Here is a 16,589-nt window from a genome sequence, read left to right on the forward strand (position 1 = left end):
TTCATCTCCTTTCTATTTTTGTTCATTATACCACATTATTCCATTTATAGACTTTCTTTTTTAGCTATATTTACTGCTCCTTAAACCAGTTCTCCCATCATGCCATCACTGTAAGGTTCTGTCAGCTTTACTTCTACGATGGTATTGAGCATCTCCTCCGCCTTCTCCATATGTTCTGTTTTTATATATGTCTTAATATAGTTGCCTGTATACCCTGTGATCATTATTTTCTCCTCATATACCTCCTCAAGAAGAACTTTTTCAATATTGCCTTTATTACGTCTGAAAAATTCTGCCGCCGCCATCCTTCCCGCTTTATGCAACTTATCGCTTCTCCTGTTTTTTACCTGAGGCGCTATATGTCCCTTCATTTCGGCCGCTTTTGTAAACGGCCTCTTGGAATATTTAAAAATATGGGTTTTACAAAATCCGCACTGCTCCACGAGACTGCAGCTTTCTTCAAAATCCTTCTCCTTTTCTCCCGGAAACCCTACTATAATATCAGTTGATATCCCATATAACGGATCAAATTCTTTCAGAACCTTCACTATATCCATATATCCTTTTCTGTCATATGGTCTGTTCATGGCACAAAGGATATCGTCGCTGCCACTCTGAGCAGAAAGATGCAGATGGTGACATAATTTTTCATATTTCAAAAGTCTTTTGACATAATCGGCATTAACTACAGCAGGTTCAAGTGAACTTAAACGTACCCTGAAGTCTCCCTGCATTTTATCAAGAGCTGCAATTATCTTTTCGACTCCATAAAGCTGTGGCTTTCGCTCATTCTTATTTTCCATATCATAAAGTGCAGTATTTATTCCTGTCAAAACAAGTTCCTTATAACCGGCCTTTATAAGCTGCTCTGCCTCACTTATGATCTCGTCAAAATCTCTGCTTCTCACCTTGCCTCTGGCATATGGGATAACACAATATGTACAAAATCTGTTACATCCCTCCTGGATCTTTATATAAGCTCTCGTCCTGTTTTCAGAATCGCTGATGATCCCTATATCATCATACACGTCGAGTTCTTCATACCCTTTTATATGTATCTGCTTTATCCTCTCCTGCATGAATCTGGATACATACTGTGTAAGGCGGCTCTTTTCATTGGTTCCTGCAACGATATCCACACCTTCCACTGCTGATACTTCCTCCGGCTTTATCTGAGCATAGCAGCCTGTTACTGCAACTATACTATGGGGATTTACCTTTTTCATCTTCCGTATATACTGTCTTGACTTCTTATCAGCCACAGCAGTAACCGTACATGTATTTATGACATAAACATCGGCAAACTCTCTTTCATTCACGACCTCATACCCTGCTGCCCTGAATTTTTCAGAAATTGCCTCTGTCTCATATCTGTTAACTTTACATCCTAATGTATGAAACGCAACCTTCATCATATGTCCTCCTAATTCATTATAACACAGCTGCTATACACATAAAACAAAGGATACGTTCATATTTTTAAATAGTCAAGGAGGTTTTTATGGAAAAGAAAAAAGCCAAAGCCATGGTAATAAGCATATTAGCCATATGTACCGCTTTATCATTATGTTTTTCTGTACTTTTATCAGACCCTGCTGCTCTTACAGGCAAAAAAGTAAAAGACAATCAGAACCCCATAAAATGGGTGGAATTCAATATACCTTACGAAGTCCTCAAGCGTGCTATGGATATCGACATAGATACATATGATGAACAAACACACATAGACTGGGTAGATATTCTGGCCTATCTGGGTGCCAAATACAGCGGTAATTTTGATAATTACAAAAAACAGGACATGGACAGCTTCGTCTCTGAGGTAAAAAAAGGCAAATCAACAGCAACCATAACCAAAGACATGGAATACTTCAACTACTACAGCAGAGCTTATGGAGCTGTGCTGAATGGCTTTCTTGGAGAATATCAGATAAAGATACCAGACAAAGAATCAGGAGAGGAAACATGGAAAAAGGCTTATGGACTCAAAGCTTTCTCTCCCATCGCTGATGGATTTTATTATTCCGATTTTGATGATTTCGGAGAAAACAGAAGTTACGGATACAGCAGAAGACATTTAGGACATGATATGATGGCTTCTGTCGGCACTCCTGTTATCGCTGTTGAAAGCGGTACAATCGAAGCTCTCGGATGGAATCAGTACGGAGGCTGGAGGCTTGGTATAAGAAGTTATGACAAACAGCGATATTATTATTATGCTCACCTTCAAAAGGACGATCCTTACGCCGATAATCTATATGTTGGAGCAACCGTCACAGCCGGTGATGTCATAGGATATACCGGACAGACCGGTTACAGCCTCAAAGAAAACACCAATAATATCGACACTCCACATCTTCATTTCGGCATGCAGCTTGTATTTGATGAAGAAGCAAAAGACAGCCCCACTCAAATATGGATAGATCTTTACTCTATAACCAAGCTCCTGTCATCTCACCGCTGCACTGTAATAAAAAATGAAACCACAGGAAAATATGAAAGAAAATATCCTTTTATCGAAAAAAACCACTATCTTGAAGAAATGCAGGCCTCTGCAGAAACGTCAAACGCTAACGAAATACAGCTCCCCATAATCATGTATCACTCTATATTAAAAGAAAACAAAAATAATAATAAATATATCGTTTCTCCCAAGCTTTTTGAGGAAGATCTCAAATATCTGAAAGAACAAGGATATACTCCTGTTTTCATGAAAGATGTAATATCCTTCGTAGAAGGGAAAAGCAAACTTCCCAAAAAGCCTATCGTTATCACCTTCGATGACGGATATTACAATAATTATTATTACGCTTATCCACTCCTCAAAAAGTATAATATGAAGGCAGTTATCTCAGTAGTGGGAAAAATGTCTGACGAGTTTTCAAACAGTAATGATAAAAACCCCAATTATGCTCACGTAACATGGGACGATATCCTGGAAATGCATCTTTCAGGATACTGGGAAATACAAAACCATTCCTATGACTGTCATACATATGACCAAAGAAATGGAGTTTCCCAGGTATCAAATGAAAGCGACAGCCATTATAAATCGTTTCTTACCTCTGATATATGTCATCTGCAGGACAAAATAGCCTATGTAACAGGTGTTGCTCCCAATACCTTTACATATCCATTCGGCGCTTTTAATGAAAATACAGACACTGTACTGAAAGATATCGGCTTCAAGGCAACCTTGAGTTGTACAGAAGGAGTAAGTACCGTAAAAAAAGGAGACCCACAATGCCTTTATAAACTAAAGCGACATTTGAGACCTCCCGATATTCCTGCAAAAGAATTCTTTACATTCCTTCAATAATATACGCAGTATAAAAATCCCACTGTTTCCTCAGAAATATGATAAAATATATTTCTAATGAAATTCTAATCTTTCTTAAATAATTATCTAATATCTGTTGTTTATCATTATCTCATATCAAACAACAGCCGGCAGTGTTGATATCGCAGAAACACAAAAAGATATTTCGCATGAATCAAAGGAATAAAGGGAAAATATGGATAATATAGAAAAAGCAGAAAAACTGAAAAAAAGAGCTAATATTTCTTATGAAGAGGCAAAAGAGATTTTGGAACAATGTGACTGGGATCTTCTGGATGCAGTTATCGAACTCGAAGCAAGAGGCAAGATAAAAAGTGAAAACTCCGGTTCGTATACTGCTCCTTCCAACACTCATCAAGAAGTACCGAAAAATCCGAAACAAGTTGCGGAAACTTACCAGAATTACGACAAAAACAAGAAAAAAGAGAGAAGTTTTTTCAAAATTATATGGGATGGCATAGTCTTTCTTCTCAAAAAGGGGTGTGAAAATACATTTATCGTATCTAAAAACGGCAGAAATATCATGGATATTCCCGTTATACTTCTTGTAATACTGATGGTAATATCTTTATGCACAGTACTCATAATAATGCTGATAGCCCTATTCTGCGGCTACAGGTACAGTTTTTCGGGACCTGATCTTGGCAATGATAAAGTAAACTCAGTCATGAACAAAGCCGGAGACGCTGCTGAAAATATAAAAGATGAATTTTCCTGCAAAGATGCCTATCCGAACAGTTCTGAAAATCGTGAAAAAGATACCGAAAACAATAAAAATGAAACACAGGAAAATTAATATACGAGTAAAAAGGAAATTAGATATACATGTCAGAAAAAATACTTATCATTGAAGATGAAGAAAAAATTGCAAGATTTATAGAGCTGGAGCTTTCCCATGAAGGATATGAAACAACAAAAGTATTCAATGGAAGAAACGGACTCGAAATGGCCCAGTCAGGCCATTTCGATCTTATCCTTTTGGATATAATGCTTCCCCAAATAAGCGGTCTTGAGGTGCTTCGCCGGTTGAGAAGATCTTCCCATGTCCCGGTCATACTGCTGACAGCACGTGACGCAGTTATGGACAAAGTATCAGGCCTTGATATGGGTGCCGACGACTACATAACAAAACCTTTCGCTATAGAAGAGCTTCTGGCCCGTATAAGGGTCTGCCTCAAACACAGAAAAACAGCCGGTTTTGAGGACAACATGCTGACAGCAGGAAAATTATGTCTTGATACCTCATCAAGACGCGTAACATATGATAATAATGATATACAGCTTACCAACAGAGAATTTATTCTTCTAAGAACCCTCATGGAAAACAAATCAATAGTTTTATCAAGAGACACCCTGCTCAACAAAGTCTGGGGATATGATTACATGGGAGAAACCAACATTGTCGATGTGTATATCTATTATCTGAGAAATAAGATAGATGATGTATTCAACGATAAGATAATACGAACCGTACGAGGCGTGGGGTATATAATAAAATGAGTGACAATAAGCATACAAAATCCATATCAAGAAAAATAAACGCCGGCAACTTTTCTCAGCTGCTGTCATCTTTTATACTAATAGACATTCTGATTATAGTCATCTCTGTCTCTATGTGGTGTTACAGCGCAGAAAAAAAAAGCAGCAGTACTCTTAAAGTATTTTCTGACAGAAAATTCTCATCAGTTACATCGCTGAAAATAGAAGAAAACGATCGATCATCAGATGAATATAAAGCCACAATTCAATACAAAGAAACCGATAAAAACCGTTTCACTTTCATATTTCCTAAAAAATTTGAAAAATTTTTAATGAAAACCGTATATGTATATAAAGATAGCAACGATTTTGAACATTTTCTTTACAGCGGAGACTTTCTTGTAAATCTAACATCCTGTCTCTATGTACTAATTTTTACAGAAATGATCACTCTATTTTCCTGTGCAGTTTCAGGAGCCTCTAAAATAAGACGTCATCTGGCGCCCCTAGATGAGTTGGCCTTTAAAGCACATATCCTGGGAAACACTACTGACTTTGACCAGCAAGCATTCGCTGAACTGGAAAATGCCATAAATGCCATAAGTCCTGCCAAAGAAGGAGTTAAGCTCCGCACCGGCAATGCTGAAATGATACAGCTCGAAAACTCTATCAACAATTTGCTGGACAGAATGAGAGACAGCTACAGACAGCAGTCCAGATTCGTTTCAGACGCCTCTCACGAGCTGCGCACACCGCTTTCAGTATTACAGGGTTATGTAAATATGCTGGACAGATGGGGAAAAAATGATGAGAAAATACTAGATGAATCTATAGATGCCATAAAAAGTGAAACCCAACATATGCAAAAACTTGTAGAACAGCTGCTTTTCCTTGCAAGAAGTGACAGTGGAAAGACAAAACTCAATATACAAGCCATATCACTCAATGACATGATGCAGGAAGTATATGAAGAATCAACAATGATAGATCACAAACATAAATATATTTTTAAACCGGCAAAAGAGGACATACAGGCATACGGTGATATATCAATGCTTAAGCAGACAGTCCGCATACTGTTGGATAATGCTGTCAAATATACTCCTGAAGGATCATCCATCATATTAAAAACTATGCTGACCAATAATACGCCTTCCTTTATAGTCCAAGACGAAGGCATAGGTATCAGAGGAAACGATATTCCTCACGTCTTCGAACGTTTTTTCCGTTCTGATCCGGCAAGAAGAAAAGACAACGGAGGAACAGGTCTGGGTCTTTCCATCGCAAAATGGATAATAGACAAACATGGCGGATATTTCAGCATACTGTCGCGTGAAGACATAGGAACCAGAATAACAGTCAGTCTGCCGCAAAAGAATTTATAGCAACTGCATTCCTTATACTATCCTGTTAAGACGCCCTCCTTTAAGAAAACTTTTAAGATTTTCTGCACATGTTTCTATTACGATTCTCCTCGTTTCTAAAGGAGAAAAACCTATATGAGGAGTGATAAAACAATTTTCAAGAGATAAAAGCGGATTGTCTTTTTCAGGTGGTTCCAAAGCCATCACATCTATCGCAGCTGCCGAAATCTTCCTTGATTTCAAAGCCCGGGCCAGAGCATTTTCATCTATAAGCCCGCCTCTGGCCGTATTGATAAGTACAGCGCCATCTTTCATATTGTTTATAAAATCTTCGTTAACAATTCCGGCGTTGTCTTCTGTTAGGGGGCAGCTCAGTGATACCACATCAGAAGATATGGCGGCGCTCGGATTGCGACTGTATATGTTCACCTTCATTCCAAGAGCCTTTGCGATCTCTGCTATCCTCTTTCCGATAGCCCCATAACCTATTATTCCGATAGATTTTCCGCAAAGCAGGGTTATAGATACATCAGAAAATCCACCGTCACTTTTACTGTTCCATTTACCGTTTTTCACTGCGTCATCATATATATGTATCTTGTTAGTTACATACAGCAGAAGAGCTGCCGCATGCTGTGCAACAGCATCCGACGCATATGCGGGAACATTGGTAACTGCTATTCCCAGCTCTTCTGCTGCTTCTGTATCAACGTTGTCAAATCCTGTAGCTGCTATTCCTATATACTTCAGATCAGTGAACTGTTCCATGATTTTCCTGTCTATTATTACAGAATCTGTAATGATAGCTTCTGCTCCTATAAGCCTCTCTTGCATCTGCTCTTTTTCAGTCTTTTCATACCACTGAAATGTACAAAAATGTTGAAAAGTTTTCCATGATATATCTCCGGGATTCACCCCTGCACAGTCCAAAAATACACATTTCATGTCATCATAACTCCATTTCATATATGATCATTGATAATGCCGCAAGAGATGCTGTCTCAGTTCTCAAAATCGTTTTACCCAGCGATACTGATTTTCCTCCGCTTCCGGTAATTCTTTCAGCTTCTTCCCGGGAAAATCCTCCCTCAGGTCCTATTATGACGGCTATACTCTCCACATTCAGCTCTTTGGCATTGTCTGATGAGCCATTTTGCTGTCTCAGAACATCCTTTATCGTCACGCCATCTTCATTTTCATATGGAAACAGAACAAGATCAAAGTCACCGAATGAATCTATCACCTCCGTCATTTTAACAGCTTGTGATATCTGCGGAATTATCCCGCGTCTGCATTGTTTAACCGCTTCATCCGATATCTTCTGCCACCTCTGTATTTTCTTACTGAAATTACCCTTATCAGACACCACTGTCCTGTCAGTAAATACAGGAATTATACTGCTTACGCCAAGCTCTACGGCTTTCTGTACTATCAGCTCCATCTTTCCCTGTTTAGGTATGCCCTGAAACAACGTTATCTTGATATCAGGTTCCGAAGAAAATTTTTGTTTATCCAAGATCAAAACTTTTGCGCAGTCTTCATCAATAGACACTATTTCAGTCCTGTATTCCCAAACTTGCGAATCTGAAATATCCAGCCTGTCACCTGCCGAAAGACGCAGCACTCTCTCCATATGGTGCAAATCGTTTTTATCATCTATCGTGATATACTTTTCTCCTACATTCTCAGGAGGAACAAAAAATCTTCTCATTACTTACCTTCTTGCCACTATGGCACACCACTCGCCGTCTTCTTCTATTTCAAGTATTTCAAAACCTGCATTCCTTATAGCTTCAGATACAGTCTCCTTCTTTTCTGTCAATATACCTGAGGATATGAATATTCCTCCATCTTCCATATGATTTGCTGCACTTTCAGCAAGCACCATAACAAGATCTGCCATCAGGTTAGCCACAATAATATCAGCTTTAAAATCTATTCCTTTTGTCAGATCTCCCTGAACTACAGACACATTATTTAAAACTCCGTTGAGTTTTACGTTTTCGGCAGCTACACTTACAGCATCCTTATCTATCTCAACAGCCATGACCTCGCCTGCCCCTAAAAGAGCAGCAGCTATGGAAAGGATACCTGACCCGCATCCTATATCAAGAACCTTTTTATTCTCAGGAAAATCGCTGAGATACTTTTCCATCAGCCTGAGACATAAAGAAGTAGTCTCATGAGTTCCTGTTCCAAAAGCCATTCCCGGATCTATCTGGAGTACGATTTCTCCATCGCCGGCGATGTACTCTTCCCACGTTGGTTTCACCACTATACGCTTGGTTATCTTAGAAGGCTTGAAATTTTCCTTCCATTTATCCTTCCAATCTTCATCATCTACAGTCACCGCCTCTGCATATAACCTTCCGAAGTCTACGTCCCAACCGTAGAGGCCTTCAAGCTCCTTGCTCTTAAGCATCATCACTGCTATTTTAAGTTCCTGTATTTTTTCTCTGTTTTCCGGAGTATCTTCAAAATAAGCTGAAATACTCGGTTCACGCTCAAGATCTTCCTTAAGCTGATCATCTACATAATCCCAGTCGTACTCATTCTTTTTATTCAAAATATCTTCCATATCAGCCGGATCTGTTATGGAGACACTATCTATTCCTTTTGACATAAACATAGCAGTTACCTGCTCTATCCCCTGTCTACTGGCACGTACTTTGAATTCAATATATTTCATATTATTTCCTCCCATTTTAATATGTATGATTATAACAGAAAAGCCCGGATGAGCCAACAGCCTCCGGGCTTTTACGCAATTCCTTAGTGAATATTCATATCATCCAAGCCTGTAGTGATATCTGTTTTTGTATTTTTTAAACATCGCAAATGTAAGCCCCAATGTGGTTATTTCTGCAAATGTGAGCGTCAGGAAAACTCCCGTCATACCAAACAGCCAGCTTAGAATCATAACACCTATTATATTCATTATCAAAGCTCTGGACATTGATATAAGAGCTGAAACAGGTCCGTTGCCATATGCAGTGAAAAATCCCGAAGCAAATATATTGGCTCCGCACAAAAGCAATGCTCCCGATAAGAATCTTACACCTGTGAGAGCTATATCAAACAGCTCGCTTCCCGGTCTTTCAAAAATCATAACTATATATTTCCCAAACAGCAGACATCCTACGGCGCTTACTATACATGTCACCAGTATAAACCGTTTTGAGTACTTTATGAATATATTTACTTTGTCATAATCCTTTGCTCCGTAAAAATAACTTATCAGAGGAGCGACTCCCATCACATATCCTAAATGTATCGAGATAAGCAGATAATGGATATTCAGTACAATGCTCATGGCTGCAACGCCTACATTGCCTACTATCTTTATAATGACTATATTGAAGAAAAAAGTTGTTATGCCTGACGACGCCTCACTTACCATTTCAGAAGATCCGTTTAAGAAGCAGTGCCCTATGAATCTCCAGTCATTTTTCAATTTAACAAACTTAAGCTTGGTATCAGCAAATATGAAGTATGCGCCCCCTACCAGCATAATGACCACAAAACCGCTTATATTAGCATATGCAGTTCCTTTTATTCCCATATCCATAGGTCCCATAAATATGTAATCAAGGATCAGATGTACAACGCCGCCTGAAAGATACAGAAACAATGTAAAGGCCGGCTTTCCGTCTACTCTTATGAAATATTCAAACAGCTGCCCCAAAAATGCTGCAGGAAATCCCCACACAAGAATCTGAAGATAGTCGCGGCAATATTCTCCCAATTCATCAGTAGCTCCCAAAAAATTTACGATAGGATCCATAAAAATGATACATATCACCGAAAACAAAATACCTGAAATAATAGATACTATACATATAAGGGTATATTTTTCATTTGCTCCCTGCTGGTCACCTTCTCCCATCTTTATAGCCACTATTGCACTTGATCCTGCTGCCAGCATGACAGCAAATCCCCACATAAGTCCCTGCACCGGATAAGCTATAGAAAGACCTGCCAATGCATCTTCTCCTACTAAATTGACTACAAAAATGGAATCCATATTGTAATAAAGACCAATTATAACCATCATCAGTACGGATGGCCATACAAAGTGAATAAACCTTTTAGGTGTAACTTTATCCGAAAAAATAGCTTCCATATATTTACCTCCTGTTTTATAATAAAGTATACTGTAACCATATAGTCAACAATATTTTTAATTTTCAGGAGTAATATAATGGGAAAATTCAGAAAAAAGCCTAAAGGATATTTTACAACAGGAGAATTCGCTAAGCTATGCGGAGTAAAAAAACAAACTCTATTCCATTATGATCAGATCGGAATACTTAAACCCGAAATAATAGGAAGCAATGGTTACAGATATTATTCGGTCCTTCAGTTTGATACCTATAATACTATCGCCATGTTAAAAGAACTCGACATTCCTCTATCTTATATAAAAGAATATCTGGCCAGAAGAAACCCATCATCTTTTCTGATGCTTCTTAAGGAACATGACACACTCATAGATGAAAAAATTTCTGAGCTACTTTGGCTCAAAACTTTTATCAGAGGAAAAATCAAAATAACAGAAGAAGGCATACAAGCCCGTCATAGCTATATCCACATAGAATATCGTCCGCAGGAGCATTATATAATCACCGAATACAGCGGCGGCCCCAATAATATCGACGAATACTCAGCTTATGCCAACCATTTATCCCATTGTCACCAAAACCAAATATTCAGTCCTTATGTGACAGGCGGTCTTATTGCTGTAGACGGAGGATATACATCGGAAAACTACCGTTATTCCCATCTTTATACAAAACTTACTCCGGAAGACATCGGATATTCTTCTGTCAATATAACCACTATTCCTCCAAGAGCTTATGCAGTCATATACAGTACTCTTGGTTTTAATCCTGTATGTTCCATGCTTCCGAGGCTCATTGACTTTGCCGTAAAAAACAATTACATTCCCGGAAAACATTTTTTTGAAGATATCCTTTTAGACAGTGCTTCACGTTCAAGTCTCGACGAATATATTGTAAAAGTAGCCCTTCCCATAAGCGAAAAACCTCAGACATAATTATCTGATACGTCCGGGATCTCAATATATTGATTTCATATCATATATCATACATATCTTCTTTATTTTATGACCTCATTTTTCCATCTGCTGCCACGATATCTCAGGCAAAAACATATTGAACGTACAGCCCAATCCACAACCATTGCGATCCATACTCCCAAAACTCCCAATCCGATATATTTGCCTAACACAATACCAAACATGATCCTGAATATCCACATAGATGCAACACCTACTATCATAGTAAAAGTCACATCTCCCGCAGCTCTCAGTACATTAGGCACAGTAAATGACAGCGGCCAAATAAATATGGCGGACACGCAGTTAACCATTATCAGCTGTGAAGCAAGTTCTCCTGTTTCCTGTGACAACCCGTATATTTTTATGATAAAAGGCATAGCTAACATTATAAGAACATTCGTCAACAGCATGGCAGCATATACCCATTTCAGCAGTTTTTTCGTGTAAAATCTCACCTGCCCATAATCTCCGGCCCCCACACATATACTTATTACTGATACTACACCATATCCCATTGCCATACCAGGAAGAACAGCTATCATTGAAACAGCATTTGAAACAGCGTTAGCTGCTATTGATACAGTCCCCAAACCTGATATCATGCTGAGCAGTATAAGCTTGCCCAGCTGAAACATACTGTTTTCCACCCCATTGGGAACACCTATCTTTAAAATCTTTTTTATAAATCCCCAGTCAGGCTTTACACCTATACCTCTGCTTATATGTACCTGTCTGTTCTGATTTCTCAAAAGCGCGATCATCACAGCAGCAGCTGTGATTCTTGATATCAGTGTAGGTATGGCGACTCCTTCAACACCTCTGTGAAATCCGAATATCAATATTGCATTGCCGGTCACATTAATAATATTCATCAGCAAAGATACATTCATAGAAGCTTTTGAATTTCCTACACTTCTGAAAAGAGCCGCGCCTGAATTATATATGGATATAAAAGGAATAGATGCTACCACTATGATATAATAAGTATTACAGTATTCAAGAACATCTTTCTCTATATCTCCGAAAACGAGAGAGAGGAACTGATCTTTAAAGATATACATTATAACAATTATAGCCAAAGTTAAAATTACCGAAAAAACCATGAGCTGATCTGCCGCTTTGTTAGCATTGTCTTTTTTCTGCTGCCCAAGAAACTGGCCTACAACTACTGCTCCACCCGTAGCCAAAGCCGTCAGCACAGTAATAACCAATACCATGACGGAATCCACAAGAGATACAGCCGATACCGCAGCCTCTCCCACACTTGCCACCATCACCGAATCAAGAAGCCCCACCGCAAAAACAAGAAATTGTTCTATAAAAAGAGGCCACAGAAGCTTCATAAGATACTTGTTCGAAAACATCATTTTAGCTCCATTACTCTGCAAATCTTTTTCATTTTCTTTCTTTTTTATCATTTCACACACCACAATGCAAACATACTCACTAACCACAAATAGAGTGTAGATCCTGAGGATCTACACTCTTTGCTTCTTTACAACTTTATGAGAAAAATTCCTTTATTGAATCCAGAAAACTGCTTTTCTTATGATAACATTCACTTGTCACAGTTTTCCCCATAGATGCAATAGCTTTTTTCTGTTTGGAATTAAGCTTCGTAGGCACTTCCAAAGTGACTTTGACGTAAAGATCTCCCTTCTTACTGCTCCTAAGGCTCTTTATCCCCTTTCCTTTGAGTCTGAATACCGTACCGGGCTGTGTTCCGGCCGGAACCTTATAGGAAACTTTCTCTTCCAGGGTAGGTACTATTATATCATCTCCAAGAGCCGCCTGATCAAAAGTTATAGGTATTTCAAGCCATAAATCCTGTCCTCTTCGTTCAAAGAGTTTGTGAGGCTTCACATTTATCACTATATACAGATCCCCGTCAGGCCCCCCATTAATCCCGGGCTCGCCCTGACCTTTAATAGGAATAACCGAATCATTATCCACACCTGCAGGTATGTTCACGGAAATAGTTACATTCTCTTTCACTCTTCCCGTTCCCCCACAGTCTCTGCAAGGCGTTTCATTTATCTCTCCTGTACCGTTACAGTCAGGACAAGGTGATACGCTTTGGAATGTTCCCAGCGGCGTCCTCTGAGAAGTCCTAACCTCTCCCGTTCCTCCGCATTTAGGACACTGCTTCTTTGATGTACCCGGCGCCGCTCCGGTGCCGTCACAAGTTTTACATGCTACAAACTTGTTTATGCGGATCTGCTTTTTTGTACCGAATGCAGCTTCCTCAAAATCTATGGTTATAGCCTTCTGAAGATCACTGCCTTTTCTCGGCCCGTTTCTGCGCGAACTGCCTCTGCTACCGCCCCCGAAACCTCCAAAAGCACCTCCGAACATATCAAAGATATCTTCAAACCCTCCAAAACCTCCGAAGCCTCCAAAACCACTGCCGCCCCCGAAGCCCGAATTAGGATCTACACCAGCATGACCGAATCTGTCATACTTTTCTTTCTTTTCGGGATCAGAAAGCACTGCGGATGCTTCATTGATTTCCTTGAATCTCTCCTCAGCTTCTTTATCACCCTGATTTTTATCGGGATGATATTTCATAGCCATTTTTCTGAAAGCCTTCTTTATCTCATCATCACTGGCCCCCTTTTGTAATCCAAGGACCTCGTAATAATCTCTCTTATCTGCCATTGATACTTCCTCTATATAAACATAACTTCGCTTGCGGCCTTAAAAGACCGCAAGCTGTTATCATAAATTATTCAATCCATCTCACCGTTATAGCTTATTTATCATCATCTACGACTTCGTAGTCAGCGTCAACCACATTATCATCCTTAGGTGCTGCATTACTATCAGTCGAAGCACCTGCTCCCCCTGCCATATTAGGATCTGCTCCGGCAGCCTGAGCCTGCTGATACATTTTAGCTGAAAGAGTATGGAATTTTTCCGTAAGTTTTTCTGTCTTGTCCTTAATATCATCGATATTATTGGCTTCCAATGCTTTTGAGAGTTCATCTTTAGCCGCATTTATATCATTTTTCTCATCATCTGAAAGTGATCCTTCAAGATCTTTCATATTCTTTTCAGTTTCATATACTAAAGTCTCAGCCTTATTTCTTGCTTCGATCTCTTCTTTCTTTTTCTTATCTTCAGCCGCATATTGCTCTGCTTCCTTAACTTTAGCCTGAATCTCATCATCTGAAAGTTTTGTGGAGGAAGTAATAGTTATGCTCTGCTCCTTACCTGTTCCCATATCCTTAGCGCTTACATTTACAATACCGTTTGCATCGATATCAAATGTAACTTCTATCTGAGGTATTCCACGTGGCGCAGGCGGAATTCCTGTAAGCTGGAATCGTCCCAGAGTAGCGTTATCGGAAGCCATTTCTCTTTCACCCTGCATTACATGGATGTCTACAGCTGTCTGATTATCAGCCGCAGTTGAGAATATCTGACTCTTCTTAGTAGGTATTGTCGTATTTCTTTCTATAAGCTTCGTAGCAACACCGCCTAATGTTTCGATAGACAGTGAAAGCGGCGTTACGTCCAGAAGCAATACATCATTTACTTCTCCCGTAAGAACCCCTGCCTGAATAGCAGCTCCTACAGCTACACATTCATCAGGATTAATCCCCTTAAACGGCTCTTTGCCTGTAACCTTCTTAACAGCATCCTGTACAGCCGGAATTCTTGTTGAACCGCCTACCAATATTACTTTTGATATGTCACTGTTGCTTACACCTGCATCAGCCATTGCTTTCTTCATAGGTTCTATGGTTTTATTCACAAGATCTGCCGTAAGCTGATCGAATTTAGCTCTCGTAATATCCATGTTCATATGAAGAGGACCGTTTTCATTTACTGTTATGAACGGCAGATTTATATTTGTAGTCTGTGCGCTGGAAAGTTCTTTCTTAGCTTTCTCCGCAGCCTCTTTAAGTCTCTGAAGAGCCATTTTATCATTTCTCAGATCCACACCGTTTTCTTTAGCGAAACTGTCAGCCATAAAATTCAGCAAAGCTTCATCAAAATCAACGCCACCCAGCTTATTGTTGCCGTTTGTCGCCAAAACCTCGAAAACTCCGTCACCCAGTTCCAGAATAGATACATCAAATGTTCCGCCGCCCAAGTCATAAACCAAAATCTTATGCTGTGCCTCATCCTTATCAAGACCATAAGCCAATGATGCTGCAGTAGGCTCGTTGATGATTCTCTTTACATCAAGCCCTGCAATTTTTCCCGCATCTTTCGTCGCCTGTTTCTGGCTGTCTGTAAAGTACGCCGGCACTGTAATTACCGCTTCCGTTACCTTTTCTCCCAAATAGCTCTCAGCATCAGATTTGAGTTTTCCCAGAATCATAGCTGAAATATCCTGCGGAGTATATTTTTTACCGTCGATCTCTACTGTATGATCCGTACCCATATATCTCTTGATAGATGCTATGGTTCTTTCCGGATTGGTTATCGCCTGTCTCTTGGCAGTCTCACCTACAAGTCTCTCTCCGTTCTTTGCAAAACCTACTACTGACGGCGTTGTTCTATTTCCCTCAGCATTAGCTATAACAACCGGTTCTCCCCCTTCAAGAACTGCTACACACGAGTTTGTTGTTCCTAAGTCAATTCCTATTACTTTTCCCATTCTATTTTCCTCCTAAATATATTTATATTCGAAAGCTAGCCTACGACTTTTACCATGGACGGCCTTATTACTTTGCCGTTCAAAGTATAGCCTTTCTGCATTACACCGGAAACCTTGCCGCTTTCGTATTCTTCAGTTTCCTCTGTCATCACGGCATTGTGGAAATTAGGATCAAACTCCTCTCCCAGTGCCGGAATTTCTGCTAAGCCTGCTTTTTTAAGAACATCGCTCAGCTGTTTAAATATCATTTCCATACCTTCCTTGAAGCCGTCGCCTACTTCTTCATGTTCCAGAGCCCTTTCAAAGTTATCTATGACATCAAGCATTTCAGTAACCAGTTTCTCGTTAGCGTATGAATAAAGATCTGTTTTTTCTTTTTCTACCCGTCTCTTATAATTCTGAAAATCCGCCATAAGTCTCAGGTATCTTGTATCTCCGTCTTCGGCGTCATCCTTATTGTCCGAAACATCATCTGAATTCTTGGAAGTCTCTTCCTTCTGTTCTTCTTTCTCTGACTTTCCGTCTTCTCTGCCTTCTTTTTCAGGATCTTCCGAAGTTTCCTCCGTATTTTCTTTTTTTATATCTTCCATATCAACTTTTGTCATCCTTGTCTCCTTCCGTGATCATAAACGCTTTGCTTATATTATCTGTAAGATACTCAACAACTGATGTGACTTCTCCGTATCTCATTCTGGTCGGACCTATCACACCTATCTTTCC

14 protein-coding genes are annotated in these 16,589 nt (G+C 39.5%); 5 read left to right on the top strand and 9 right to left on the bottom strand.

The genetic code is table 11. The annotated features are described in order from the left end of the window. Window positions 1–80: 80 nt before the first annotated feature. Window positions 81–1,415 carry a tRNA (N(6)-L-threonylcarbamoyladenosine(37)-C(2))-methylthiotransferase MtaB gene (gene mtaB, locus ACLR96_RS03345; protein ID WP_177270149.1) on the bottom strand — a complete coding sequence of 445 codons (1,335 nt, stop codon included), beginning with the start codon at window positions 1,413–1,415 and terminating at the stop codon, window positions 81–83. Window positions 1,416–1,501: 86 nt separating this feature from the next. Between mtaB and ACLR96_RS03350 the strand changes: the two genes are divergently transcribed. The 4 genes from ACLR96_RS03350 to ACLR96_RS03365 all read left to right on the top strand — a co-directional run bounded on the left by ACLR96_RS03350 (window position 1,502) and on the right by ACLR96_RS03365 (window position 6,201). Beyond that, window positions 1,502–3,316, top strand: coding sequence for a polysaccharide deacetylase family protein (locus ACLR96_RS03350; RefSeq protein ID WP_177270147.1), 1,815 nt, complete (start codon window positions 1,502–1,504; stop codon window positions 3,314–3,316). Window positions 3,317–3,512: 196 nt separating this feature from the next. Beyond that, a complete protein-coding gene (locus ACLR96_RS03355) occupies window positions 3,513–4,133 on the top strand; it encodes a DUF4342 domain-containing protein (RefSeq protein ID WP_177270146.1) in 621 nt (206 codons plus the stop codon). A gap of 29 nt (window positions 4,134–4,162) precedes the next feature. Next, window positions 4,163–4,837 (top strand): response regulator transcription factor, encoded by a 675-nt coding sequence (locus tag ACLR96_RS03360; RefSeq protein WP_177270143.1) that lies wholly within the window; start codon window positions 4,163–4,165, stop codon window positions 4,835–4,837. After that, window positions 4,834–6,201, top strand: coding sequence for a sensor histidine kinase (locus ACLR96_RS03365; RefSeq protein WP_412265137.1), 1,368 nt, complete (start codon window positions 4,834–4,836; stop codon window positions 6,199–6,201). Before ACLR96_RS03360 ends, ACLR96_RS03365 begins: the two co-directional genes overlap by 4 nt. 12 nt (window positions 6,202–6,213) lie before the next feature. Here the strand turns inward: ACLR96_RS03365 and ACLR96_RS03370 are convergent, their stop codons facing one another. From ACLR96_RS03370 to ACLR96_RS03385, 4 genes are all read right to left on the bottom strand, one after another. Next, a complete protein-coding gene (locus tag ACLR96_RS03370) occupies window positions 6,214–7,125 on the bottom strand; it encodes an NAD(P)-dependent oxidoreductase (protein ID WP_177270141.1) in 912 nt (303 codons plus the stop codon). A gap of 4 nt (window positions 7,126–7,129) precedes the next feature. Next, entirely contained in the window at window positions 7,130–7,891 is a 762-nt protein-coding gene (locus ACLR96_RS03375; RefSeq protein WP_177270139.1) for an RsmE family RNA methyltransferase, read from the bottom strand. Window positions 7,892–7,894: 3 nt separating this feature from the next. Next, complete coding sequence (prmA, locus tag ACLR96_RS03380) at window positions 7,895–8,869, bottom strand: 50S ribosomal protein L11 methyltransferase (protein ID WP_177270137.1); 975 nt, start codon at window positions 8,867–8,869, stop codon at window positions 7,895–7,897. Window positions 8,870–8,968: 99 nt separating this feature from the next. Then, window positions 8,969–10,303, bottom strand: a complete 1,335-nt coding sequence (locus tag ACLR96_RS03385; RefSeq protein WP_177270135.1) for an MATE family efflux transporter — start codon at window positions 10,301–10,303, stop codon at window positions 8,969–8,971. Between the two features lie 78 nt (window positions 10,304–10,381). Here ACLR96_RS03385 and ACLR96_RS03390 point away from each other — a divergent pair, with 78 nt between their 5' ends. Next, window positions 10,382–11,236, top strand: a complete 855-nt coding sequence (locus ACLR96_RS03390; RefSeq protein WP_177270133.1) for a MerR family transcriptional regulator — start codon at window positions 10,382–10,384, stop codon at window positions 11,234–11,236. A 62-nt stretch (window positions 11,237–11,298) separates the two neighbouring features. Here the strand turns inward: ACLR96_RS03390 and ACLR96_RS03395 are convergent, their stop codons facing one another. The 4 genes from ACLR96_RS03395 to grpE form a co-directional block, all read right to left on the bottom strand. After that, the gene (locus tag ACLR96_RS03395) at window positions 11,299–12,678 is read right to left on the bottom strand and encodes an MATE family efflux transporter (RefSeq protein ID WP_177270131.1); all 1,380 of its coding nucleotides are present in this window, start codon (window positions 12,676–12,678) and stop codon (window positions 11,299–11,301) included. A gap of 85 nt (window positions 12,679–12,763) precedes the next feature. Beyond that, the gene (gene dnaJ / locus ACLR96_RS03400) at window positions 12,764–13,918 is read right to left on the bottom strand and encodes a molecular chaperone DnaJ (RefSeq protein WP_412265138.1); all 1,155 of its coding nucleotides are present in this window, start codon (window positions 13,916–13,918) and stop codon (window positions 12,764–12,766) included. Between the two features lie 94 nt (window positions 13,919–14,012). Then, a complete protein-coding gene (gene dnaK / locus ACLR96_RS03405; protein ID WP_412265139.1) occupies window positions 14,013–15,869 on the bottom strand; it encodes a molecular chaperone DnaK in 1,857 nt (618 codons plus the stop codon). A 35-nt stretch (window positions 15,870–15,904) separates the two neighbouring features. Continuing rightward, entirely contained in the window at window positions 15,905–16,474 is a 570-nt protein-coding gene (grpE, locus tag ACLR96_RS03410; RefSeq protein WP_177270125.1) for a nucleotide exchange factor GrpE, read from the bottom strand. Window positions 16,475–16,589 lie beyond the last annotated feature (115 nt).

The organism is Lentihominibacter sp., assembly GCF_046951855.1.
Lineage (GTDB): Bacteria > Bacillota > Clostridia > Peptostreptococcales > Anaerovoracaceae > Lentihominibacter > Lentihominibacter hominis.

Coding starts and splice junctions, on each gene's coding strand:
- mtaB (WP_177270149.1), bottom strand. CDS start 1,415: ATGATGAAGGTTGCGTTTCATACATTAGGATGTAAAGTTAACAGATAT.
- ACLR96_RS03350 (WP_177270147.1), top strand. CDS start 1,502: ATGGAAAAGAAAAAAGCCAAAGCCATGGTAATAAGCATATTAGCCATA.
- ACLR96_RS03355 (WP_177270146.1), top strand. CDS start 3,513: ATGGATAATATAGAAAAAGCAGAAAAACTGAAAAAAAGAGCTAATATT.
- ACLR96_RS03360 (WP_177270143.1), top strand. CDS start 4,163: ATGTCAGAAAAAATACTTATCATTGAAGATGAAGAAAAAATTGCAAGA.
- ACLR96_RS03365 (WP_412265137.1), top strand. CDS start 4,834: ATGAGTGACAATAAGCATACAAAATCCATATCAAGAAAAATAAACGCC.
- ACLR96_RS03370 (WP_177270141.1), bottom strand. CDS start 7,125: ATGAAATGTGTATTTTTGGACTGTGCAGGGGTGAATCCCGGAGATATA.
- ACLR96_RS03375 (WP_177270139.1), bottom strand. CDS start 7,891: ATGAGAAGATTTTTTGTTCCTCCTGAGAATGTAGGAGAAAAGTATATC.
- prmA (WP_177270137.1), bottom strand. CDS start 8,869: ATGAAATATATTGAATTCAAAGTACGTGCCAGTAGACAGGGGATAGAG.
- ACLR96_RS03385 (WP_177270135.1), bottom strand. CDS start 10,303: ATGGAAGCTATTTTTTCGGATAAAGTTACACCTAAAAGGTTTATTCAC.
- ACLR96_RS03390 (WP_177270133.1), top strand. CDS start 10,382: ATGGGAAAATTCAGAAAAAAGCCTAAAGGATATTTTACAACAGGAGAA.
- ACLR96_RS03395 (WP_177270131.1), bottom strand. CDS start 12,678: ATGATAAAAAAGAAAGAAAATGAAAAAGATTTGCAGAGTAATGGAGCT.
- dnaJ (WP_412265138.1), bottom strand. CDS start 13,918: ATGGCAGATAAGAGAGATTATTACGAGGTCCTTGGATTACAAAAGGGG.
- dnaK (WP_412265139.1), bottom strand. CDS start 15,869: ATGGGAAAAGTAATAGGAATTGACTTAGGAACAACAAACTCGTGTGTA.
- grpE (WP_177270125.1), bottom strand. CDS start 16,474: ATGACAAAAGTTGATATGGAAGATATAAAAAAAGAAAATACGGAGGAA.